The sequence below is a fragment of the Candidatus Thiothrix sulfatifontis genome (assembly GCA_022828425.1).
Classification (GTDB): domain Bacteria; phylum Pseudomonadota; class Gammaproteobacteria; order Thiotrichales; family Thiotrichaceae; genus Thiothrix; species Thiothrix sulfatifontis.
In genome coordinates this window covers 1,028,187-1,050,528 of record CP094685.1, presented here as the reverse complement: position 1 = coordinate 1,050,528, position 22,342 = coordinate 1,028,187, and the positions used below count along the sequence as shown (strand labels likewise).

Genomic DNA, 22,342 nt, shown 5'->3' with positions numbered 1-22,342 from the left:
CATGCTTAACTGGCTCACTGAATTTTCCCTCGCACAACGCTGGCTGATTCTCGGTTTGACCGTGCTACTCACCGTGTTTGGTGTCCGCACCTTTCAGGAACTGCCGATTGATGCGTTTCCCGACGTATCCACCACGCAAGTCAAGCTGATCCTCAAAGCCCCCGGCATGACCCCCGAAGAAGTCGAAGCGCGAATCGCCCAACCCGTCGAAACCGAATTGCTGGGGATACCCAACCAAGTCGTGTTGCGCAGTGTCTCCAAATACGCCCTCACCGACATCACCCTCGACTTTGCCGAAGGCACGGACATTTACTGGGCGCGTAGCCAAGTCGCGGAACGCTTTGCCAACGTCAAAAACGATTTGCCTGACAATGTGACTGGCGGTTTAGCCCCGATTTCCACCCCGCTCTCCGAAATTTTCATGTTCACCGTGGAAGGCGATTTGCCGCTGCAAGACAAACGCACCTTGCTGGACTGGACGATTCGCCCCCAACTTCGCGCCCTGCCCGGTGTTGCCGATGTCAACGCGCTTGGCGGACGTGCCACCACCTTTGAAATCACCCCCGATTTAGCCGCCCTCAACGCTCGTCACTTAACCTTGGACGATTTGCGTACCGCGCTGAACACCAATATCCGCAACGATGGCGCGGGGCGCGTCAATGAAGGCGAAGAAACTTGGGTGGTGCGTATCGAAAGCGGCATCAACGGGCTAGACGACTTGCGCCACATTGTCATCAAAAGCGTGGACGGCGTACCCGTCACCGTCGGGCAAGTCGCGCAAGTCACCCTCGGCGAACTCACCCGTTACGGCGCAGTCACCCAAAACGGCAAGGGCGAAGCGGTCGAAGGCTTGGTACTGAGCTTGCGCGGCGCAAATGCGGGGCAACTCACCACCAATATCAAAACCAAACTCGCTGAAATCAGCCAAACCTTGCCGCCCGGTGTCACCATTGAGCCGTTTTACGACCGTTCCACCCTCGTCGATAAAGCGATTCACACCGTCAGTAAAGCCTTGCTGGAAGCGTTTGTGTTGGTCGGCATTATTTTGTTCGCGTTCTTGGGCAATTTGCGGGCGGCGTTCGTGGTGGCATTGATTTTGCCGCTATCGGTGTTAGGCACGTTCATTTTGATGCGCCAATTTGGTTTATCCGCCAACTTGATGAGTTTGGGCGGTTTAGCCATTGCCATCGGCTTGCTGGTGGATGCGGCGGTGGTGATTGTTGAAAATATCGTGGCACATTTGGCACATGACGATGAAAACGCCAAAACCCCGCAGCGGCAAAAAGTCTTGTGGGCAGTGCAAGAAGTGTCCTCCCCCGTCAGCATCGGCATCGTCATTATTGCCTTGGTATTCCTGCCACTGCTGACGCTGGAAGGGTTGGAAGGCAAGCTGTTCTCGCCGGTCGCGCTGACCATTGTGTTTGCACTGTCCATCTCCTTGCTGTTGGCATTGACGGTGATTCCGGTACTGGCGTCGTGGTTGCTCAAGCAAGCGGCACACAATGATCCGTGGCTATTGCGCGTGTCGCGCCGCGTGTACTTGCCGGTGTTAGATGCCGCGTTGAAACGCCCTAGCTTGGTTTATATCCTCACCATCGCGGTGATGTTAGGCGCAGGCGCTACTTACCCCTTGATTGGTAAAACCTTTATGCCGACGATGGATGAAGGCGACTTGCTGGTGCAATTGGAAAAACTGCCTTCAATCAGTCTGGATCAAAGCGTCGCAACCGACTTGCGGGTGCAACAAGCCTTGCTGGATAGCATCCCAGAAATTGAGCGCATCGTCGCACGGGTCGGCTCGGACGAACTCGGTCTTGACCCGATGAGCCTGAATGAAACCGACAGCTTTCTGGTGTTAAAGCCCCGCGAAACCTGGCGAACGCCGGATAAAGAATGGCTGCAAGAAGAAATCCGTCAAGTGTTAGAAAAATTCCCCGGCGTGGGTTACAACTTCACCCAACCGATTGATATGCGCGTCTCCGAAATGCTGACGGGTAGTCGTGGCGATGTCGCCATCAAAATTTTCGGCACGGATCTGGCAGTGTTGGGCGATCTGGCACAGCAAATCGTGACGATTTTGGAGAAAATCCCCGGTGCATCCGACGTTTACACCCAGAAAAACGCGGGCGTGCAATACCTACGCGCCGAAATTGACCGCCAAGCCGCCGGACGCTTTGGGCTATCGGTAGACGACATTGCCAGCCTATTACGCACCCAGCTCGAAGGTGAAATCATTGGCATTATCCAGCAAGAAGGGCGACGCATTCCGCTGCAATTACGCGGTTCTGCCGAATTGCGCCAAGCGCCCCAAGCCTTGCAGCAAATCCGCCTAACACTGCCCGACGGACGCATTATCAGCCTTGATCAGGTGGCAAAACTCGTCCGCACCGAAGGTCCCTTGGCGATTAAACGCGAAAATGCCGGCCGTTTCGTGGTGGCACAAAGCAATGTAGCGGGGCGCGATTTGGTGAGTTTTGTGGAAGAAGCCCAAGCTGCCGTCGCCGCTAACGTGACCTTGCCGACCGGCTACAGCATTACGTGGGGCGGGCAATTCGAGAACCAGCAACGGGCGGCGCAACGCTTGCTGATTGTGGTGCCGATTGCGCTTGCCATGATTGGCTTGCTGCTGTTTTTGACGTTTCGGGATGTGCGCCAAACCGTTCTGGTGATGGCGAATGTGCCGTTGGCGTTGATTGGTGGCATTTTTAGTCTGGGGATTTCTGGGCAGTATTTATCCGTACCCGCGTCGGTAGGTTTCATTGCACTGCTGGGGATTGCGGTACTCAACGGCGTGGTATTGGTGACATTTTTCAACCAATTGCATCAGCAAGGCTACCGAGGCACGGCGGTGGTACGCGAAGGGGCATTGCGTCGCCTGCGCCCAGTGTTAATGACCGCCAGTATTGCGGCATGGGGTTTAGTACCGTTGTTGTTTGCCACCGGCCCCGGCTCGGAAATTCAGAAGCCGCTGGCAACGGTGGTGATCGGCGGGTTGCTTAGCGCGACGATTTTGACGCTGATTTTGTTGCCGTTGCTGTACCGCCAGTTTGTGCTGAAGGGTGAAACTTCGCGCGAACCGACTCACCCACATTGATCAACAGCTAATTTTTAAAGCATCAACTTCCGCACTATGTACCTAAAAACGTGTTAGCTATCACAGAGGTCACGCCAGCGTTTGCGCATAATACCCCTCATGCGCTAGACGCAAACGATTAAGACCAGATGACCCGACCAGCTAATAGAATAGGAGCGAAGAAAATGTTTAAATTTGCCGTTACACTTACTTTATCACTGACCGTTTTTGCGGCGGTTGCCAGCTCTGATCAATTGGCCTCGGCTCCAACCACCAAAAGCACTGTCCAAGTGATTGTGCAAAACGAAGTGATTGCGCCGGGCGTGTGCCGTCTGCATTTTGAAGATACCAGCACCAAAGACGTGGCTTGCAAGTAAAACACCCGTAGAGACGCAAAATCTTGCGTCTCTACCTCAACACCCTTTTACCGTATTTCCCGCCATTCCCCGCTGCCCAGGCCATCCAATGTCCATTGCCCAATCCGATACCGAATCAAGCGCAAGGTAGGAAAGCCAATCGCGGCGGTCATGCGTCGTACTTGCCGGTTACGCCCTTCACTGATGGTGATTTCCAACCACGTATCAGGAATGCTTTGGCGCACCCGAATCGGTGGTACACGCGCCCACAAACCGGGCGGCTCAGCCATGACGCGCACGTCTGCCGGGCGTGTCATGCCATCTTTCAAGCGAATGCCTTGGCGCAAGGGCTGCAAAGCGGCATCGGTCGGCACACCTTCGACTTGCACCCAATAGGTTTTGCTGGTTTTGTGTTTGGGGTCGGCAATGCGGTGTTGCAAACTGCCATCATCGGTTAGCAGCAGCAAGCCTTCGCTATCGCGATCAAGACGCCCGGCGGTGTAAACATCCGGCACGGGAATGTAGTCGGCGAGTGTCGCCCTGCCTTCCTGATCGGTAAATTGGCAGAGTACGTCAAACGGTTTGTTGAATAAAATAATGCGGGGCATAACAACACTGGTGAATCCATGACGCCAGTATCATACCAACATTATGCCCCGCCTGCCCCCTTTGCCCTTCCTTATCCTTGGTGATGCAAGGCTTGCATGACTTGCTTATTGCGAATTTCCAGCCTGACTTTGCCATCACCTAAATCTTTGAGCGTGGCTTCGTCGGTCTCACGCTGCCACAATACTCCCGTGGATTTGGCCTCATCGGGCTTGCCAAACAGATTCAGAATTTTTTTGCCGTGCGCGTCGTACAAGGCTTCGTAATCGCCGCTCGTATTCAGTTGCAATTCCAAACTGCACAATTGGTCTTCCACAAACACGGCTTTGAAGAAACCGAGTGGCTCATTCCATAATTTGCCGACAGTGCCATTGGTTGGCGTGGCGGTGCATTCTTCCAAGCGGTAGGCTTTGCGTTTGTCGCCTAGGCCGGTTTTGCCGGGTTTGCATTGCATCGGCTGATCGAGCAACGCCTGCAATTGCTTGGCTGCCTCTGGGCGTTTTTCGCCTAGCTTCACGGTATCCAAGCCGTAACGGTCAATCGAGGTATCATCGGGTGCGGATAGCATGTCTTGTTCCAGCCGCTCACATCCCGCTAAGGCGAACAAGAGCAACGCTGACACACAGTAATGAATTATTTTCACAGTAGCCCTCATAAGCTGTGGCGGAAAAACACCTCCCCGCCTAATGTTCGGGGAGGAAGATTGTCGGAGGAGTCCACGACTTGATACCAGCGTATCAATGCCTGTATCACCGATTATGACCGATGATTATTTAAAATGTTCAACGCAACTTGAATATTAAGAAAATGTGATATAAAATTGAGAATCATTTTCAGATGCAGGTAGCCAGCGCATGAGCTTAGCCGATGCCCGACCTCTCTCGACCTTGACGGAAAGCAGTTCCGCCCATATTTACGTCATTCAAACCGACAATGCCACGCGTATCCGCTTATTAGGCATGGGTATCGGCAAAGGTTCACGCATCGACATATTGCGCAACCGCAATGGCGATATTGTTTTGGGTAATGGTAACAATCGCATCAGCCTTGGGCGTACTATTACCGATCACATTATGGTTCACGTTCAGGAGTAAGCCATGGCGCAGGAATGTTGTAACGCCAACGAAAAACGGTGTCCCCGAAACGCCCTGCATCGTGAAGTTGCCTTGCTCGGCAACCCCAACGCGGGCAAAACCACGCTATTCAATTTGCTCACCGGCGCACGCCAACGTACCGGCAATTGGCCGGGTGTCACTGTTGAACGCAAGGAAGGCCAATGCCGCTTGCTCAACGAAGATTTAAATGTCGTTGACCTCCCCGGCACGTATTCACTCGATTACAGCGACACCTCAGCGGATGAGCTGGTCGCGCGGCAGTTTGTGCAGCAACACCCGGATTACCTGTACATCAATATTGTGGATGCCAGCACGCTAGAGCGCGGCTTATACCTCACGCTGCAATTACGCGAGTTGAACGTGCCGATGATCGTATTGCTCAATATGATGGATGTGGCCGAACGGCGCGGCAGAAAAATTGACGTGCAAGCCTTGCACGAGCGTCTGGGTTGTCCGGTGATCCCGGTTTCGCTGCGCCAAGACAAGGATTTGCACCCGGTTCATCACGCGATTTGCCACTACATTCCCAGTTATTCCACCCTGCATTTTGACATTGCCTACCATGCAAGTGTTGAAAACGCGCTGCAACAGTTACAAACGCAAGGCCTGTCGCGGGTTGACGCGCTGTTAGCCTTGCAAACCCAGCAGACCGCGCCAGAAATTGCGCCTCTGCATCAACAAGTAGAAGTGGAAACGCACGAGGAACTCGATTTTTTGCTGGCAGATGCCCGCTTTGATCTGGCAACCCGCATTGCACAAGACGTGACGCAAGAACGCGGCAAAATCAGCCGCACCCTTTCCGATAAAGTCGACCGTTGGGTGCTGGGTCATTGGACAGGCGTTCCCATTTTTTTGGTCATGATGTACCTGCTATTCCTGTTCAGTATCAACCTTGGCGGCGCATTCATTGATTTCTTTGACCTCAGTGCGCAAACCTTGGCAGTCGATGGAGTACGGCATCTGTTGAGCAGCATTAGCACACCCGAATGGTTGATTACCCTGCTGGCGGATGGCTTGGGTGGTGGCTTGCAAGTGGTGGCAACCTTTATCCCAATTATTGCGGCACTGTATCTATTTTTGACCTTGCTGGAAGAATCCGGTTACATGGCACGCGCCGCCTTTGTGATGGATCAGTTTATGCGCAAACTTGGCGTATCCGGCAAAGCATTCGTGCCACTGATTGTGGGCTTTGGTTGCAATGTCCCTGCGATCATGGCTACCCGTACTTTGGACAGCCCGCGTGAACGCATCCTCACCGTGTTAATGGCACCGTTTATGTCATGCGGTGCACGCTTAGCCGTTTATGCCTTATTTGCGGCGGCCTTTTTCCAGAGTGGTGGGCAAAATATTGTGTTCCTGCTGTACTTAATCGGGATTGGCTTTGCGATTCTCACCGGGTTGATTATGCGCAAAACCTTGCTGCAAGGCGGCGCTGATCATTTCGTGATGGAAATGCCAACCTACCAAGTACCGGGTTTACGCAATATTTTGATCAATACTTGGAACAAGTTACGCGGCTTTATTGTTGGCGCGGGCAAACTGATTGTCATGGTGGTCATGGTGATTAACGTGGTCAACAACTTGGGTACTGACGGCAGTTTCGGCAACCAAAATACCGAAAAGTCGGTGTTGAGTGCTGCGGCTAAAACCATAACGCCGGTATTTGCACCTATGGGCATTCAGCAAGATAACTGGCCTGCCACCGTTGGCATTGTTAGTGGATTGCTGGCAAAAGAAGTGGTCGTCGGCACATTGGATGCGTTGTACAGCCAGATGAATACTGGCGCGGAACTTGCGCCCGAAACCGCGCCCGTTTTCAGTGTCAGCGCGGGTTTGCAAGATGCCTTCGCAACCATTCCCACCAACCTCGCCGAGGCGCTGGCGAATGTGGGCGACCCCTTGGGTTTTGGGACGATTGATACCGAACCCGAAGTCAGCAGTGCCACGTTTATTGCGATGAATCAGCATTTTGATGGCAAAATCGGGGCGTTTGCTTATTTGCTGTTCATCCTCATGTATTTTCCGTGCGTGGCAGCGACGGGCGCGATGTACCGCGAAGTTGGGGCGCGTTGGGCATTATTGGGTGTCACTTGGAGCACCGGCTTGGGCTACGGGGCGGCAACGGTGTTTTACCAAACTGCAACCTTCAGCCAACACCCCACGCAATCATTGTTGTGGGTAACAGCGGTGCTTGGCGCGTTTGCGGCGGCGGTGTATGCTTTTTATCGAGTGGGGAACAAACCAGATGCTATTAGGGGAAATTCGCGATTACCTGCAACAGCGCGGTAGCGCCAACTTGACGGAAGTTGCTACCCATTTCGACATTGCAGCGGATACTGCGCGTTTTGCTCTGCACTATTGGCAACGCAAAGGCAAAATTCGCGAACAAGCAGCGGGTACGTGTAGCAGTGGCGGCTGCGGCAAAAACAGTTGTGGCGGCACTAAGGCCGCCACACACTACGAGTGGGTGAAGCGCGATGTGCCGCTTCAGTGGTTTCCTACCCGCTCTTAATCAGCGATCAGACGGATGTGGTCATTGATCTGATCAACCATGTTATGCGCTTTAATTTGACCGTTTGCCAATTTATTAGAGAAGCTTACCGCTTCGCGTTGCGACGGCGCCCCAGCAACTGCGGTAGCAGACCAATACGCATACACAAACGGACGACCATCGGTATCGCTACCATCGAATGCAGTACTGCCCAAATCACTGTAAATATAAGGTGCAGTGGTCTTGCTAGTATCCAGCAATCCTAACAATTCAGCCGATGTAGGTAAGCGCCAAGTTGTTTTGTTACACAAGCCTTTGCCAGTATTCATCGCATTCACAGCCTTGACATAAGCGTCTGTATTACACTTGGTCAACGCGGAACCCACACTCGAACATGCACTTGTCGCTACAGTCGCATTGGAAATGGCAGGCGTGCCAGCCGTGGAGCCGACATTAACACCCCAGAAATAACCGTAATCGACATCACGGAAATCAGATTTTGTTACATCAGCAGCATTGGTTTTTACTTCCCAGAACTTCTTGGTTTGAGAATCCTGAACACAACCGATCGTTTGAACGCCATCTGCCACGTAAGCAGCACCCGTGAGATTTAGCTTAGTAAATGTTTTCGCTGCAGGCGTTGTGGGGGTTGTCGTAATCGGCGTTGTAGGGGGAGTCGTAACAGGAGTAGTTACAACTGGTGTTGTTGGAGTAGTTGTAATCGGTGTTGTATCAGCAGTTGCTGCCGTGCCACCACCGCCGCCACAAGCAGTCAGTAGAGAAGCGGAAAGTGCGACTGCCAAAAAAAGCCCACTTTTTTTATAAAAATTCATGTTGGATTGTGCTGTTGTTAACATAGTCATTATCCTGCCCTATAAAATAATTAGTTAATGCGTTACCTTTCAGAAGCAACAATAATATTTATAGCACAGCACAGAAGAAAAGCAGGTTTTTTTGATATATACGCAATAATTTTTATGATAAGTGGTAAGCACGGCAACAATCTGTAGGGCGAAGGGAAGCACCCTTCGCCCTTACTTAAAACATATTATTCGCAAATCAAACGAATATGACCAGCGAGATCTAAGCCAACCGCCGGAGCCATTCCTAATAAACTAATCGCGTCAACGCTACTGCCAGCGGGGATAGAAACACCGTAAGCAACTTGGCGTGCATCACCAGAGTTAAAGTAGAAACCATCAGCCACAATATCAGGGAAGAAGGCGGCAGGCGGCGTATAACCCGTCGTGGTACTTGTCACTTTACCAGCAGTGGTCGGCACTCCGGCTGCAACAGGTGTCAACAATGCATCAGGAAAACTCAAATAAATCAATTCTGGATGCGTAGGCAAGCGGCAAGTCCGAGTCGTGCCACAAGGACGCGTCGGCGCCGCATTCACTGCCGTTACATAAGTGCTAGGCGAGCATACCGCTAACGTGCCGCCACATGTACCAGCCGCTCCTGTCTTTGCATAAGTCCAATCTTTATCACGTAAAGCGGCATCATCCGTTTTAACTTCCCAGAAAGTACCAAGCAGCTTATCTTGTACGCAAGACCATGACGTTGCAGAATCGTCTAACACCGCACCTGTGCTGCCAATTTTGCAAAAACGGGGATCAGCACACCTAGCAGCGGCTGGTGGGGCTACTGGTGTAACAGGTGTGACTACTGCTGGAGGATCAACAGGTGTAGGCGTAGTGACCGCAGGACTAACGGCACTCGCACTGTTTGCGCTGACCGCATCACAATCGCCGTCACAATCACACGCACTCAGTAGGGATGCACACAAAACCATCGCCAACACGAGTCCGCTGTTTTTAATTACTGGGATTTGTTTGGGAGCAAAAACTTCTGGCATAACTATTATCCTGATATATTCTAAACAAAGAAATTTCAGCCCTAATCATTCAGGCTAGAAAAAGTTATAGCATAGCTTAGAAAAATCGTTGGCACATTTTCGCCGCAGCAAGATAAGCCGGATAAAATACCAATTAAAAACAGGGAATTATGATTTGAACAAAAATAAGTCAGTTGCAGAAAATCGAGCAAAACTGTTGTTAAAAACTGCCTTAGCATTTAGCTTCTGCTACTATTTTTCGCGCAATACCCGCCGAAAACCCGCTGTATCGGCTGTTGCAAACCCTTGGTCAGTTCGCCAAATAAAATAAGCATTAATGCCGTGCGCGTCAGCAAATGTTTTGCCCTGCTGTTCACCCAATGCCATTAGTAATGTCGCGTAAGCATCTGCCAAAGTTGCTTCTGCTGCGACTACGGATACGGATGCGAGAGCGTGCGTCACCGGAGCGCCTGTTGCGGGATTCACGGTATGCGAATAGCGTTTGCCACCTTTGACAAAAAAGTTGCGGTAATCCCCGGAGGTTGCCAAGCCTGCGTTTTGCAAATCAACACCTTGCTGAATCACTCGCCCCTCTTCAACGGGCTTTTCAATCGCAATGCGCCATGCATCCCCACGCGGACTCACCCCACGGGTGCGTACTTCGCCCGCAATTTCCACCATGTAATCGTGCACGCCTAACGTCTCGAGATAGCGCCCGGCTTGATCAGCCGCAAAACCGTCAGCGACAGAGGAAAGATTTACCAGAATATCCGCTTGCGACTTGCGTAGGGCCGGTGGCTCCAAGCGCACTTGCAATTTTTGATAGCCCACTTTCGCCCGTGCCGCATCAATAGCGGCTTGCTCGGGCACAACTGTTTTGCTTTCGTGTGAATTAAACCCCCAAAGTTTAATCAACGGCCCGACCGTTACATCGTACACACCATTACTTTGCTGACTAATTTGCAAGGTTAGCTCAACCAACTGCGCCAATTCCGGGGCAACGGCAAACCAATCCGTTCCTTGATAACGGTTAAATTGTGCCAATACCGAGGTTTCATCCCACGTCGCCAACCATTGGTTAGTTTTGGCAAAAGTCTGGTTCAAGCCCGTCTGTAATTCGGGTTGCGTGAGGCGTTCGGGTGGATCAGTCAGGGTGACATGCCAAAGCGCGGTGCCCTGCATTCCTTCTAGCTGCCATGCAGAGCTGCGTTGCTCACACCCAGCAAGCAACAACAATGCGCCTAAGCACAAGGCTTTAAGCAGATTTAGGTTTTTGTTGCTCACCGGAAGGGCTCGTAAAACGGTCATTCAAATGCTGCACAAAACGGTCTGTGGCATGACGGATAGTGTCTAACCGTCGACGCGTTCTGCCACCCCAGCCTGCCGGTGATGATTGGAAAATACTGCGCCAGAAGGGAGTGCTTTTCAGAAAAGCGGTTGACAAATTGCCATAAGATTCATTGGTGCTAAGGGTTGCCGCGATACGCTTTGCCAAACGCTGACGAATCCAATAATGCATTCCTAGCGCCAATAACGTGATCACAACCCACACACCGACAGTCGCCCAAAGATTGCCCGCAAACGCTGCCAGCCAAGGCGGATTGAATAGCAACCCTTCCCAATAACCAAACTCAATGCTCATTGCCACCAGAGCCACCGCTAACAAACCAAATACCAGCCCGTCGGCTGCCAGCACTTGTTTGCGCCAGCGCTGCAATGCTTCACGGATACGCGGCACGGCTTGCTGTTCAATCGCGTTCGCCTGTGATTCCATTGCCCCCACAATGCGGTAAACACGCTCAGTGTTCACCCCATTCACACGCGCCATAATGCGCTGGTAATCCGCGTCGCGCTTTGCCACGTAACGCGCCCAGACGTTCTCATTGGCGACGGGTACAGCCAATTTGTCGTTGAACAAAATATGGAAACTGCCCGCAGAGAGTCCTTGCTGTACCAGCGCTTTTTGCCAAGCGGACACAATATCCTCAAGGTTATCTTCACGCGCTGACGTATCAATTTGATTCAAAATAAACAGGAACTTGCTGCTGTCATTGCGGCGCATTGCACCTTTAACCAGATGCTCCAATGTGTCTTGCATTGCGCCCGGTTCCGGGTGGCGGGCATCAAAAAACACCATCACCAAATCGGATAATTCAATAATGTGATCGGTGATTCTTAAGGTGGCTTTACGCTGTTCGTCAGCATCGAACCCCGGTGAATCAATCAAAATTTTACCGCGCAGCTTTTCACTGGGTGCAACCTTCATCTGAAGGTAACTGTCTATTTTTGCGCCTTCACCTTTGCAAACGTTCTCAATGTCTTCACTGATTTGGTAGAAAGGAAAACGCGGATCGCCATCCAATGCCAAACCGGGTAAAGTACGCACCTGATTATCTGGGCTAAAAGTAATCACGGTGAAACGGTCATCGACCGCCTGATTCCCGGTGCGCTGCAAATCCATGTCCAAAAAGGTATTAATAAAACTGGATTTACCTGCTGAAAACGTCCCCAGTACCGAAATCATCGGCCACCACGAAATTTGCGTCGCGTAGGATTCTCCGCCGTGCAACAAGCCAAGCTTTTGAGCAACAGCATCCAGTTCGCGGTACTGGTTGACTGCTTCGACTAACACCGGATTTTCACGTCTCAGGTGTTCCTGCAACCGCTTTAGGCGTTGCTCCATGCGCTTGGCTGGTGTCATAACTATCCTTTAACTTCCAATAATGAGACAAATTTGCCGTCTTCTGTTATCAGCGAACTGTGTCCGTCTTTTGCTGTTGTAGAATCAAGTGCTGGGACTTGATTCGCAGGCGTTTCCACCACTGGCTGCGCAACCACAGGTACAGGTACAGGTTGCGGTTGAACCGCAACACCTTGCGTCGCAGTGTTAGGGGCATAGTAGCCATAATAAGGGGCGGCGGCAGCGGGTGGCGGCACCACGTAAGGGGCGGTAGAATCATTACCAAATGGGCTGAATTTATTAAACAATTTCATTGGCCCGGAAATATTTTTGTTCATGCTCCACATGTCGCGTTGCATATTGTAAGTTGAGACAGCCATATTCTGGGTGGATGCATTCATTTGCTGAATATTGCCCGCCATGTCTTGAGTACTGCTATTCATGCCAACAATGTTATTGGTCATCTGGCCAGTTGAATTCACCAAACTCCCCATTTGGGTGTTCATTGACTGAATGGAACTCGACATTTTCGTCATATTGGTATCAACCGAGTTGTGCATATTCTCGATGGTCGACGTGAGGCGGTGGACGTCAGTGGTAAGGGATTGCACCAAATAGAAGCCATAGGCAGAAAGAATAATGAACGCTACCATGGCGGGGTAAACAATCATTTGCAAGGTTTGGGTTACATTGACCTGGCGCTCCTCAAAATCCTGCAATTCATCTTCGACACCGTGTAACTCAGCTTCAATGTCGTTAATCCCTGCGGATTTCTCATTCGTTTTCATACTTGACTCCTGATTTCGAGGCGCAATCTATCTCCTTAGATAACATCTCGGCTAACTGTGAATGCGTATTACGCCCTATTCAATGTGTTCTTCATGAATTTTATCTCCCAAACATCCCTAATATTTTATTCTTTTACGAGGCCTGTGGCAGTAGCGGCAGGTCAAGATATGATAACTTAATCCTGCACAACTACTGACACACGGCTATCCGGCTTTATTTTTTCAGTGCAGCATCAATTTGCTTGGCAAGCTCAGGGTTCACCATATCCACGTACAACTTCATGTTTAATGCTTCGGTGACACGACCTTGTGCAGCCAATTTTGGCGCGACTTCAGCAAACAAAGTAGCAGCTTGCTGTGCATTGCCTTGCTTCCAGTACACATTTGCCAACTCACCTTGGTACTCCAAAGAGTCCGGAGCTTGCTTGAGTAAGTCGTTGTACAGACCTACTGCTTTGTCTAATTCATTTGCCCAGTAAGCTTCGCGAGCAGCGCGTAACAAATCCGCCGGATTAGCGACTGGTGCCGGGGCTGCTGCTTGAACCGGCTTTTCCTCAACCACTGGCGCAGGTGCCGGGGCTGGAGCAGCCGCCTGAACTGGCTTTTCCTCAACCACTGGCGCAGGTGCCGGGGCTGGAGCAGGTGCCTGAACTGGCTTTTCCTCAACCACTGGCGCAGGTGCAGGGGCAGGTGCCTGAACTGGCTTTTCTTCAACCACTGGCGCAGGTGCCGGGTTTGCTGCTACTTGAACTGGCTTTTCCTCAACCACAGGTGCCGGTGCCGGGGCAGCCGCTTGGTGTTCTGCCGCAGGCGACTCATGCGTCATTGCAACCTCATTACCGTCTTCAACTGACTTGGTGCCCATGCTGAAGTTCAACAAAATGGCTATGATTGCCAGCAACCATGCCAACAAAATCGGATGTTTCATTAACCAACCTAAAATATGCATCTGAATCTCCTTAAAAACCCCAGATTTATTAAAAATAATGTTTATGCCGGATACAAAGCGCGTCCCAATGCATCCAATTCTACCGCCGCTTTGGAACGCGGCTCCATTTCAAACACCGCCAAACCTTCACTAAAGGAACGCCGGTACGTGGTACGCATGTACAAACGTTGCTCTAGCAAACGCACGCCTGGCAGCAATTGCATCGCTTCAGCCGCTTCTGATGTCTCGCGAACGGCGTGATGGGTATCCGCGCGGTTAATGACGCCAAGTATTTCAACCGGACGCCCCTGACGAATATCCTCAATCATTTTCAGGAAACGTTGGGTAGACCAAATGTCCGCTTGACTGGGTGCCACCGGCAAAATAATGCGCTCTGCTTTGCTAATTGCAGTCTCAACAGCCGCCATGTCAGCCAAACCCATGTCTACCAATACTTCAGATTTATTATCTTGCGCACCCAGATCACTAACAGACGTGAGTGGGGCAATCGCAGGTAAAAAACCTTCTTCCTGACGAATTTCAAACGCATCACTGGTGGTTCCTTGCGGATCAAGGTCATACACCACCACGTGCTTATTGTGGCGCGTGGCCACCCATAACGCCAAATTAAACGTTATGGTACTCTTACCAGTGCCCCCTTTGAGGTTGCCAATCAGCGTGATCATTAAAGCTCTCTTCGTTTGGTTGCATCGGCAACCCGCCCACAGGGGCGGGGTTACGGGTAAGGGTATTATTGTTGCACAGGTGCTGGCGCCGCTGGCATCGGCATCGGGTAAACACCTTGCAGCAGTGGCTGACCTTGTACCGGCGGCACTGTAGTTGGTGCCGGTGGTGTGCCAGCAGCGTTACCGTAACCCGGTGCGCCTTGTGGCATTGGAATAGCGTACAAGTAGTAGTAGGAACCGGGTGGATGCGGCATCGGTGGCGCGGTCGGTGCTGCGGACGCGTCAGGTGCGGTTGGCGCTGCCGGAGCCGCTGGTACAGCAGGGACTTCAGGTTGTGCTGGCGCAGCAGGTGCTGCCGCAGCCACGGCTGGTGCTGCCGTAGGTGCTTCGGGTTGCGCTGGCATCGCAGGCGCTGCCGGAGCCACTGGCACTTCAGGTGCGGTCATGGTAGCCACTGGCGCGGTCGGCGCTGCTGGTGCTTCTGGTGCTTCTTGCATTTCTGGCGTCGCAGGTACAGGCGGAGCACTTGGTGCCGCAGCAGCAGGTGCTGCGGGAGCCGCTGTTGTCGCAGACGTACCGGCAGAACCCGTCATCGTCTCAGCATCCTCAGTAATGAACGGGCCAGGCGGTGGGGGCGGTAAGTCGGCTGCGGCTTCTGCCCACGCATTGGCGCTCAACAAAAACACCGCCGCAGACGTCACTACTGCGGCAACGGCAGTAGCCCGTTGCTTATTGTTAACTCTCTTCATGCTAGTCTTCCTTACAGATTAAATATCCGTCTTGAGTTTTATTCCCCGTCTAGCGGAGGATTTCTTACGCTCTTGCGGTTCGACCGAACCCAAAGGCATCTCATCTTGTTGTTGAATAGTCGTGCTAATCTCAGCTTTATTGGTGCTTACTTCCGGTGCTGCAACGGGCGGTTTTTCCGTAGCCCTTACTGGTTCAGACGATTGCCGCACCGCTTGGGGTTTCGCCGTTTCTTGGGCTTTGGGCTTTTGCAATGACTTACGCAATGCTGCAAAAATAGCAATGATTCCCATCAACAAACTACCCAACATCGACAGCAGGTACATACCCGTGTCAACCAAGACATCTTTGACTGCTGTCCCAGTGCTTTTGCCGGATGTTGACTTGCGCGTCTCACTGGCGACGGCATGTCCGCTGGAGGAACCACCGCCACTGCCGCCCACTGGCGGTAATCCGCCCAAGGAATCGCCAGCACTGATGCAACCCAATGGAATAATCAACAACGTAAGCAAGGTGGCGACGGCCCCACCAAAGATTAGCGATACCGCCATGCCTTGGAAAATAGGGTCTGACAAAATCACCATCGAGCCACCAAACAAAGCCAATGCCGTAATAATAATCGGACGGGTGCGTGCTTCACAAGAACGAATCACAGCCTCCAGCACGCTTTCACCGCTTAGCACGGCTTCGCGGGCAAAATCCACCAACAAAATGGAATTGCGCACGATAATTCCCGCCAGCGCAATGAAACCGATCATGGACGTTGCCGTGAACTCCGCATCCATCAGCCAGTGTCCCGGCACAATCCCGATCAGCGTCAAGGGAATCGGCGCCATGATAATCGCAGGCAAAGTGAAATTACCAAATTGCGCCACGATTAACATATAAATCAGCACCAATGCCGCCGCAAATGCAATGCCCATGTCGCGGAACGTTTCCCACGTTACCGTCCACTCACCGCCCCATTCAAACGCTGTTTTGCTTTCCACGCCTTGGGGTGACTTCAACCAATAAGCCTCATTCATCAACAACGTACCGTCGGGTGAACGATAGCCTTCGCCATTATTGAATTCTGCCAACAAGGTTTCCACCTGCCCTTGACCGTACACCGGAGCAGCCAAGCGCCCAACGGTTTCAGCAGTCACGTATTCAACGGCGCGTAAATCTTTGCGGTAAATCGGCTTGTCTTGTTTATCAAACACAAACGTACCCAATTCGTGCAATGGCACGAACTGCCCAATCTGGTTCGTTACCGGCAATTGTGACAAGCGATAAATTTGTGAACGCGCACTCAATGGCACCTGCATCACAATGCGTGTCGGGTCGATCAATGCATTTTTCTTAATATCGCCAAGAATAAAGCCACCCATCGCCATTTCTAAGGTGCGGTTCACCGTTTCGGCGGTGATGCCATTGCGTTGTGCTTTGTCGGAATCCACAATGAAACGCAAGATTTCATGGTCTTCTTCCATCAAATTATCCACGTCATCCAAGTTTTCCGCCTGATCGAATAACTTAGTCAAATCAGCCGCAACTTGGCGGCGCGTATTCGCATCCGGGCCATAAACCTCTGCCACCACCGACTGTAACACGGGCGGGCCTGGCGGCATTTCCACCACCTGCAATTTGCCCCCCGTTGCCTTTAGCAACGGTTGCAACAAAGCACGCGCCTCCACCGCAATCTCGTGACTGGTGCGCTTACGGTCGTGCTTGTCGGTCAATTGCACTTGAATATCCGCCTGCCAAGACTGCTGACGCAGATAATAATGACGCACCAAGCCGTTAAAATTGAATGGCGAAGCAGTGCCTGTATAAGTCTGTAGCGCCGTTACCTCAGGAATGTCTTTCAATTTAGCCGCCATTGAATGCACTAAATTGGCGGTCACGGGTAATGCGGTGCCTTCCGGCATATTCAAAACCACGTTGAATTCTGGCTTATTGTCCAACGGCAACATTTTCACCCGTACCGATTGCAGCGGGTAAAACAGCAACATGAATGCAAAAAACACCACAATAATCGAGAATAAAAAAGCGTAACCTTTTTTCTTATCGCTTACCAACGGCACAATCATTCCACGGAACAACTTTTCCATGCGTGCCGCCTGTTTATGCTCTTTTTCGGCGGCTTCATGCAAACTTTTCAAAGACGGTTTGAAGCGGTTGGTCAACCAAGGTGTAAACGCAAATGCCGCAAACAACGAAATCACCATCGCCACCGAACCCAATACCGGGATAGGCAACATGTAAGGCCCCATCATGCCGCTGACAAAACCCATCGGCAATAAAGCCGCAATCACGGTGCCGGTCGCCAGAATTGTCGGATTGCCCACTTCACGCACGGCATCGACCGCTGTTTCAACATCGGTGTCTTCAATCAATAACCAACGCCGGTAAATATTTTCCACAACAACAATGGCGTCATCCACCAAAATCCCAATGGAAAAAATCAACGCAAACAAACTCACCCGGTCGATCGTCATGCCCATCAACCACGCCGCGAATACCGTGGTGGTAATCACCGCCGGAATAACGATCAACACCACGCCCGCCGCCCGGAAACCCAAGAAAAACCACACCAATACGGTCACAATGCCGGTTGCCACGAACAGCTTGAAAATCAATTCATTAACTTTCGCCTTCGCGGTTTCACCGTAATTACGGGTTACTTCAACATTCACATTATCAGGAATAATCCGACCCTTCAGTGCTTCTAACTTCGCCAACACCGCTTCGGCAACATCCACCCCGTTCGTGCCGTGTTTTTTCGCAATCGCCACGGTCACCGCAGGTGCGTTATCCGCCTTCTCTGCCCCTTCTGCCACAACATTGCCAGTGTAATACCCGACCGAGCGTCCCGCGTCGCTTGGCTCTTCCGTCACCGTAGCCACGTCACGCACGTACACGGGGCGGTCATCAATCACCGCCACCATCAGCCGTTTAACGTCTTCGGCAGAACTTAAAAATGCACCACTGTAAACCTTGAAAACGCGCTCATCAGGTTCAACTGACCCGGTATTGCGCTCAGAATTTGCCATGCGGATAGCGTTAGCCACCTGCTCCAACGACACCCCGAAGGTCGCCAAACGTTCTGGCAAAATTTCCACCTTGAGTTCTTCGTGACGCCCATCGACAATGAAACTCTGGCTGGTATTCTCAACCTCACGCAGGCTTTGCAACACATCCAAAGCCACCAACCGCAAATTGGCATCGTCCACTTGATTCGACCATAAGGTCAGCGTCACCAGCGGCACATCATCCGCACCCTTCGGCTTCACCAGCGGTTCTTGCACGCCCAAGGGAATGCGGTCTTTATTCGATGCCAATTTGTCATACAGTTTGACCAGTGAAGATTCCAGTTCCTCACCGACGATAAACTGCACCGTCACCATCGACTGTTCGCGTGCTGAGTAAGAATAAACGTGATCAACACCTGTCATTTCTGACAAGATGCTTTCCAACGGACGGGAAATGAGGTTTTCGACTTCTTGGGCTGACGCGCCGGGATAGCGCACAAAAACATCCACCATCGGCACCGAAATCTGTGGGTCTTCCTGACGCGGTGTTACCCACATCCCCAATACACCAACGGCAAAAAAAGCCAATAATAACAATAACGACAGTGGCGATGTGATAAAGGCTTTAGCCATTGCCCCCGCCATACCCAAATTGTGTTGCGGGTGCTGAGGTGAAGCGGCGTTGTGCGGCGAATCATTCATAATCAGTTACATTCCTAGCGGGGAAATCGTATTCATCATTTATTCTGTATGTGGCATCCAACCAGAAGACGCGGTAGCAGGTGGTTTATCAATCACGCGCTCATCTGCACTTAAACCGGAGACCACTTCTATCTTACCCTTCTCTTGTTCAGCGCCCAATCTCACCAAGCGCAACTCGGAAGTGTTATCATTTTTCACAACCAAAACGCTAGGCAGGCTACGCCCCCGCAACAAAGCCGTTTTGGGAATAACCACGATTTTAGCATCACCTGCTTGCGTTTCCGGCAAGTATACCTCAGCGTACATGCCCGGCGCTGCTATTGCATCCACTGGCAAATCGAATTTTACCGTTACGGTGTGACGACTAGGGTCAGCAACCGGGTAAATTTGCGAGAGTTTCACCATTATCGTGGTTTTACTGTCAAGTTTAGCAGGAATAATCATCCCCACCCGCAAATTACTCACCAGACCGGAAGGCACATCTGCCTGCAAACGCTTGTACTTCACGTACCCAAACTTGATCAACGGCTGCCCCGGCTGCACCGTATCGCCGACCTCGACCAATTTTTCCAGCACAATGCCTTCAAACGGTGCTACCGATTTCGTGTCGCCCAAAGCCGCATCAATTTCTTGCAATTGCGACATAACCTGCTGCAAATTGCTTTGCGCTTGCGAAACATCGGTAGCGCTACGCATTAAATCCGAGTAACGCCCCATATCGGAGTCATAATTACCCATCAGAGAGTCTGCAAACGGGCGCACCATCGCCATGTCAAACATAGCAGGCAAGCCAAACCCCGGCATCGCCCCAATGTCTTTGCTGCGCGGTGAGATCAACTCACGGGTATATTGCGCCTGCGCGTTTTGCACGGTTGCCTGAGCAATCGCAATTTGCGCCAGCACCGCGTTGCGCTTTGCCGTGAGTTGCGACTCATCTATACGCACAATCACGTCACCTTGGTTAAAACCTGAGCCTGCCTCACCCGACACAAATTTAACCGCACCCGGCACTTGGGCTGACAACGTTACCTCGCGATAAGGAATAACCGTACTTCCCAAGACCGAGCTAGACAACGACGTCACCGCTTCCACGCGCACAATTTCAGCAGCTCGCGCCACCGTAGGCATTTCACCGACAATGCTAAGCACCAACAATAGCAACCTCAGTGTAGTTGTTGTTATCCTCATTAGCGGTCTTTTTTCCTCAAAGCGGTATGATCTCGAAGGCGCAAAAAAGGCTGCTGGCTACACTATCTGTACCCGCCCCCTCTCCAAACCCTCTGAATAATCTAGGCAGAACTATAGCGTCTAACGCTATTGAATTCCAGTAACCCCCTCAGGAGTATTAGTACATTCTTATAAATACACGGTAAAGACCCGCCGCAGCATCCCGAAGCGCTTGTGCTGCACTGAAAACTCTACCGCCGTTAACATCGAACGCTCTGTTGGCAAGCTCTCCTTGAACTCGCCGCCTCTGCCCGCCTGAAACCGCAAGCGTGGCTCACCTTCTATTTCTGCCAGCAATGTCAGCGACACGGGTTCTGCTTGCTCAACGTGATCCACCAAATTCCACGTTTGCCGCAATAACTTACCTTCCTCCACCACGTAACGCACCCGCTGCAAGCCACTGCGCATTTGCCCCGAAGCCCGCAACTGCCAAGCCACATCCGGGTGTCCACCGCGTGTAAACTCCAGCAATACCCCCATATCTTCCGGCTGAGCAATGCTATTGCTAGGCTTAGGCGCACCAATTGACTGAAAACTCTCCTGCTGAGGCCGCAGCAACGCCAATTGGCGCATATCCCGCTCAATAAACACCATGGCCCGCTGCAACTGCTGCAATTCGGCTTGTGGCTGCTCCACCTGCCGCCCCACATCCAGCAACATATTCACCGACTGATACGCCAAGGAAATCATCAGGGAAAAAATCGCCAATGAAATCATCAACTCCACCAACGTAAAGCCACGGTTGCGTAACCTCATTGCCCCACCTTCCGCACTTTAGGCTGAGGATTCGCCACATAAGCCAACTCCACCGCCAGAATTTGTTGCGGCAGCCCTTCGCGGAATACGCTCACTTTTACCTTGCGCAAATCAGGATCAGGCGTTGCTAAAACTTCCTGCTGCCATTGCCACTTATCCAGCCCCATGTCAGCTTTACCCTCAGACTTGCCCGTTGCCGGAAAGCCTTTGCTCGTCTGCACCACCGCAAGCTGGTTGAACGCCACCCAACGCGCCAACGTCGTGTCTTTCATGCGCTGGTAACTGGCAAAATCACCGCTACTGGTTTCCACGCTGACCGAAATGACCAACCCTAGCAACAGCAACGCAAACATAATTTCGATCAGATTAAAACCTTGCTGCCGCATCTCAGTTGGCCTCCGCCGCACGCGCAACTTCGCGCCCGACATTATCGAACATCACGATTTGCTCACGTTGGGTGTTATCGCGCAAATGCCATTCAAACGGCATCATCTCCCCCGTGGGCAAAATGAAAACCTGCGGGCGAATGTTATCATTATCCGGCAAGCTAACCGCCTGCCCTTGTAAATACAGCACCTGCTCATAACCGCCGTTCCACGCATGGGCTTTCAGCAAGCCATCTTTATCCAATGACTCCCACTGAAGCTGATCATTTTGCGCAAAAAAAGCGTAACCCGTTTCCCCAAAACCCAACGCCAAGGCTTGAGAGCGCACGATGCTTTCATCCTGCGCCATCAGCACGCGCTCACGTAAGCGCGTCACCTCTTCATTCAACGGGTCAGACATCGACAAATTCAACATTGACCCCGCCAAGGCATACAAAATACCGATGACCATGATCACAATCATCATTTCCAGCAAGGAAAATCCCTGCTGGTGAGCGCACGAGTGCTTATAACTGCCAGCTACCCACATCGTCTTCATTGCCTTCACGTTTGTCCGGCCCAATGCTGTAAACCTCCATTTCATCACCGTGCGTACCCGGATTCAGGTAGCGGTAATCATTGCCCCACGGGTCTTTCGGCAATGTCTTCATGTATTGCCGCCAGCGCGGTGCATTTCCCGGATTATTCACCAAGGCATTCAATGACCCAGAAGCGGGGAAAGTGCCGTTGTCAGCGCGATACATTTCCAGCTTAATTTTCAAGTCACCGACTTCTTTTTTGGCTTTCAGGTTTTGCGCATCCCCCATCACGTTCAGATTGCTGAACACCAAACCCAGCAAAATGCCGATGATCACAATCACGATCATCAATTCGGTTAAGGAAAAACCCGCCTGACTTGGCTTACGTTGCCCGGTCTTCTTCATACTCATGCCCACTCATCCTCATAAACA

Annotated in this window: 21 protein-coding genes; 5 read left to right on the top strand and 16 right to left on the bottom strand. The window is 51.7% G+C overall.

Translation table 11 applies throughout. From position 1 onward, the window contains the following. Nucleotide 1: 1 nt before the first annotated feature. Together L3K52_05320 and L3K52_05315 are read left to right on the top strand one after the other, a co-directional pair. On the top strand, nucleotides 2–3,094 hold the full coding sequence (locus tag L3K52_05320; protein UOG93152.1) for a CusA/CzcA family heavy metal efflux RND transporter: 3,093 nt from the start codon (nucleotides 2–4) through the stop codon (nucleotides 3,092–3,094). Nucleotides 3,095–3,258: 164 nt separating this feature from the next. Further along, nucleotides 3,259–3,450, top strand: a complete 192-nt coding sequence (locus tag L3K52_05315; protein ID UOG93151.1) for a hypothetical protein — start codon at nucleotides 3,259–3,261, stop codon at nucleotides 3,448–3,450. Between the two features lie 47 nt (nucleotides 3,451–3,497). Here L3K52_05315 and L3K52_05310 read toward each other — a convergent pair whose 3' ends face one another. Both L3K52_05310 and L3K52_05305 read right to left on the bottom strand, forming a co-directional pair. Next, complete coding sequence (locus L3K52_05310; protein ID UOG93150.1) at nucleotides 3,498–4,037, bottom strand: pseudouridine synthase; 540 nt, start codon at nucleotides 4,035–4,037, stop codon at nucleotides 3,498–3,500. A 71-nt stretch (nucleotides 4,038–4,108) separates the two neighbouring features. After that, nucleotides 4,109–4,678: a hypothetical protein gene (locus L3K52_05305; GenBank protein ID UOG93149.1), complete on the bottom strand. Its 570-nt coding sequence runs from the start codon at nucleotides 4,676–4,678 to the stop codon at nucleotides 4,109–4,111. 211 nt (nucleotides 4,679–4,889) lie between these two features. On the opposite strand from L3K52_05305, the gene L3K52_05300 reads away from it, so the two are divergent. The 3 genes from L3K52_05300 to L3K52_05290 are packed head-to-tail and all read left to right on the top strand — an operon-like array spanning nucleotide 4,890 to nucleotide 7,662. Then, complete coding sequence (locus L3K52_05300) at nucleotides 4,890–5,129, top strand: ferrous iron transport protein A (GenBank protein UOG93148.1); 240 nt, start codon at nucleotides 4,890–4,892, stop codon at nucleotides 5,127–5,129. A gap of 3 nt (nucleotides 5,130–5,132) precedes the next feature. Continuing rightward, nucleotides 5,133–7,439: a Fe(2+) transporter permease subunit FeoB gene (gene feoB, locus L3K52_05295; protein ID UOG93147.1), complete on the top strand. Its 2,307-nt coding sequence runs from the start codon at nucleotides 5,133–5,135 to the stop codon at nucleotides 7,437–7,439. Beyond that, nucleotides 7,396–7,662 (top strand): FeoC-like transcriptional regulator, encoded by a 267-nt coding sequence (locus tag L3K52_05290; GenBank protein ID UOG93146.1) that lies wholly within the window; start codon nucleotides 7,396–7,398, stop codon nucleotides 7,660–7,662. The genes feoB and L3K52_05290 overlap by 44 nt, the downstream gene beginning before the upstream one ends. On the opposite strand, the gene L3K52_05285 is transcribed toward L3K52_05290, so the two are convergent. From L3K52_05285 to gspG, 14 genes are all read right to left on the bottom strand, one after another. Beyond that, complete coding sequence (locus L3K52_05285; GenBank protein ID UOG93145.1) at nucleotides 7,659–8,498, bottom strand: DUF1566 domain-containing protein; 840 nt, start codon at nucleotides 8,496–8,498, stop codon at nucleotides 7,659–7,661. The genes L3K52_05290 and L3K52_05285 overlap by 4 nt on opposite strands. Nucleotides 8,499–8,689: 191 nt before the next feature. After that, nucleotides 8,690–9,499: a hypothetical protein gene (locus tag L3K52_05280; protein UOG93144.1), complete on the bottom strand. Its 810-nt coding sequence runs from the start codon at nucleotides 9,497–9,499 to the stop codon at nucleotides 8,690–8,692. A gap of 231 nt (nucleotides 9,500–9,730) precedes the next feature. Further along, complete coding sequence (locus L3K52_05275) at nucleotides 9,731–10,762, bottom strand: FAD:protein FMN transferase (protein ID UOG93143.1); 1,032 nt, start codon at nucleotides 10,760–10,762, stop codon at nucleotides 9,731–9,733. Continuing rightward, nucleotides 10,734–12,179: a dynamin family protein gene (locus L3K52_05270; GenBank protein ID UOG93142.1), complete on the bottom strand. Its 1,446-nt coding sequence runs from the start codon at nucleotides 12,177–12,179 to the stop codon at nucleotides 10,734–10,736. The genes L3K52_05275 and L3K52_05270 overlap by 29 nt, the downstream gene beginning before the upstream one ends. A 2-nt stretch (nucleotides 12,180–12,181) precedes the next feature. Next, the gene (locus L3K52_05265) at nucleotides 12,182–12,946 is read right to left on the bottom strand and encodes a hypothetical protein (GenBank protein UOG93141.1); all 765 of its coding nucleotides are present in this window, start codon (nucleotides 12,944–12,946) and stop codon (nucleotides 12,182–12,184) included. Nucleotides 12,947–13,160: 214 nt separating this feature from the next. Then, the gene (locus L3K52_05260) at nucleotides 13,161–13,895 is read right to left on the bottom strand and encodes a hypothetical protein (protein ID UOG93140.1); all 735 of its coding nucleotides are present in this window, start codon (nucleotides 13,893–13,895) and stop codon (nucleotides 13,161–13,163) included. 41 nt (nucleotides 13,896–13,936) lie between these two features. Then, the gene (locus L3K52_05255) at nucleotides 13,937–14,560 is read right to left on the bottom strand and encodes an AAA family ATPase (GenBank protein ID UOG93139.1); all 624 of its coding nucleotides are present in this window, start codon (nucleotides 14,558–14,560) and stop codon (nucleotides 13,937–13,939) included. Nucleotides 14,561–14,625: 65 nt separating this feature from the next. Then, nucleotides 14,626–15,309: a hypothetical protein gene (locus L3K52_05250; GenBank protein ID UOG93138.1), complete on the bottom strand. Its 684-nt coding sequence runs from the start codon at nucleotides 15,307–15,309 to the stop codon at nucleotides 14,626–14,628. A gap of 18 nt (nucleotides 15,310–15,327) precedes the next feature. Continuing rightward, nucleotides 15,328–19,023 carry an efflux RND transporter permease subunit gene (locus L3K52_05245; GenBank protein UOG93137.1) on the bottom strand — a complete coding sequence of 1,232 codons (3,696 nt, stop codon included), beginning with the start codon at nucleotides 19,021–19,023 and terminating at the stop codon, nucleotides 15,328–15,330. Between the two features lie 39 nt (nucleotides 19,024–19,062). Beyond that, nucleotides 19,063–20,211, bottom strand: coding sequence for an efflux RND transporter periplasmic adaptor subunit (locus tag L3K52_05240; GenBank protein UOG93136.1), 1,149 nt, complete (start codon nucleotides 20,209–20,211; stop codon nucleotides 19,063–19,065). A gap of 168 nt (nucleotides 20,212–20,379) precedes the next feature. Beyond that, entirely contained in the window at nucleotides 20,380–21,006 is a 627-nt protein-coding gene (gspJ, locus tag L3K52_05235; GenBank protein UOG93135.1) for a type II secretion system minor pseudopilin GspJ, read from the bottom strand. Continuing rightward, nucleotides 21,003–21,392: a type II secretion system minor pseudopilin GspI gene (gspI, locus tag L3K52_05230; GenBank protein UOG93134.1), complete on the bottom strand. Its 390-nt coding sequence runs from the start codon at nucleotides 21,390–21,392 to the stop codon at nucleotides 21,003–21,005. Before gspI ends, gspJ begins: the two co-directional genes overlap by 4 nt. A gap of 1 nt (nucleotide 21,393) precedes the next feature. Further along, a complete protein-coding gene (locus L3K52_05225) occupies nucleotides 21,394–21,930 on the bottom strand; it encodes a prepilin-type N-terminal cleavage/methylation domain-containing protein (GenBank protein ID UOG93133.1) in 537 nt (178 codons plus the stop codon). Further along, on the bottom strand, nucleotides 21,899–22,321 hold the full coding sequence (gene gspG, locus L3K52_05220) for a type II secretion system major pseudopilin GspG (protein UOG93132.1): 423 nt from the start codon (nucleotides 22,319–22,321) through the stop codon (nucleotides 21,899–21,901). Before gspG ends, L3K52_05225 begins: the two co-directional genes overlap by 32 nt. Nucleotides 22,322–22,342: the final 21 nt, after the last annotated feature.

What these genes read in the sequence shown, in the direction of transcription:
- L3K52_05320 (UOG93152.1), top strand. Translation starts at nt 2, where the DNA reads ATGCTTAACTGGCTCACTGAATTTTCCCTCGCACAACGCTGGCTGATT.
- L3K52_05315 (UOG93151.1), top strand. Translation starts at nt 3,259, where the DNA reads ATGTTTAAATTTGCCGTTACACTTACTTTATCACTGACCGTTTTTGCG.
- L3K52_05310 (UOG93150.1), bottom strand. Translation starts at nt 4,037, where the DNA reads ATGCCCCGCATTATTTTATTCAACAAACCGTTTGACGTACTCTGCCAA.
- L3K52_05300 (UOG93148.1), top strand. Translation starts at nt 4,890, where the DNA reads ATGAGCTTAGCCGATGCCCGACCTCTCTCGACCTTGACGGAAAGCAGT.
- feoB (UOG93147.1), top strand. Translation starts at nt 5,133, where the DNA reads ATGGCGCAGGAATGTTGTAACGCCAACGAAAAACGGTGTCCCCGAAAC.
- L3K52_05290 (UOG93146.1), top strand. Translation starts at nt 7,396, where the DNA reads ATGCTATTAGGGGAAATTCGCGATTACCTGCAACAGCGCGGTAGCGCC.
- L3K52_05285 (UOG93145.1), bottom strand. Translation starts at nt 8,498, where the DNA reads ATGTTAACAACAGCACAATCCAACATGAATTTTTATAAAAAAAGTGGG.
- L3K52_05280 (UOG93144.1), bottom strand. Translation starts at nt 9,499, where the DNA reads ATGCCAGAAGTTTTTGCTCCCAAACAAATCCCAGTAATTAAAAACAGC.
- L3K52_05270 (UOG93142.1), bottom strand. Translation starts at nt 12,179, where the DNA reads ATGACACCAGCCAAGCGCATGGAGCAACGCCTAAAGCGGTTGCAGGAA.
- L3K52_05265 (UOG93141.1), bottom strand. Translation starts at nt 12,946, where the DNA reads ATGAAAACGAATGAGAAATCCGCAGGGATTAACGACATTGAAGCTGAG.
- L3K52_05260 (UOG93140.1), bottom strand. Translation starts at nt 13,895, where the DNA reads ATGCATATTTTAGGTTGGTTAATGAAACATCCGATTTTGTTGGCATGG.
- L3K52_05255 (UOG93139.1), bottom strand. Translation starts at nt 14,560, where the DNA reads ATGATCACGCTGATTGGCAACCTCAAAGGGGGCACTGGTAAGAGTACC.
- L3K52_05250 (UOG93138.1), bottom strand. Translation starts at nt 15,309, where the DNA reads ATGAAGAGAGTTAACAATAAGCAACGGGCTACTGCCGTTGCCGCAGTA.
- L3K52_05245 (UOG93137.1), bottom strand. Translation starts at nt 19,023, where the DNA reads ATGAATGATTCGCCGCACAACGCCGCTTCACCTCAGCACCCGCAACAC.
- L3K52_05240 (UOG93136.1), bottom strand. Translation starts at nt 20,211, where the DNA reads ATGAGGATAACAACAACTACACTGAGGTTGCTATTGTTGGTGCTTAGC.
- gspJ (UOG93135.1), bottom strand. Translation starts at nt 21,006, where the DNA reads ATGAGGTTACGCAACCGTGGCTTTACGTTGGTGGAGTTGATGATTTCA.
- gspI (UOG93134.1), bottom strand. Translation starts at nt 21,392, where the DNA reads ATGCGGCAGCAAGGTTTTAATCTGATCGAAATTATGTTTGCGTTGCTG.
- L3K52_05225 (UOG93133.1), bottom strand. Translation starts at nt 21,930, where the DNA reads ATGAAGACGATGTGGGTAGCTGGCAGTTATAAGCACTCGTGCGCTCAC.
- gspG (UOG93132.1), bottom strand. Translation starts at nt 22,321, where the DNA reads ATGAGTATGAAGAAGACCGGGCAACGTAAGCCAAGTCAGGCGGGTTTT.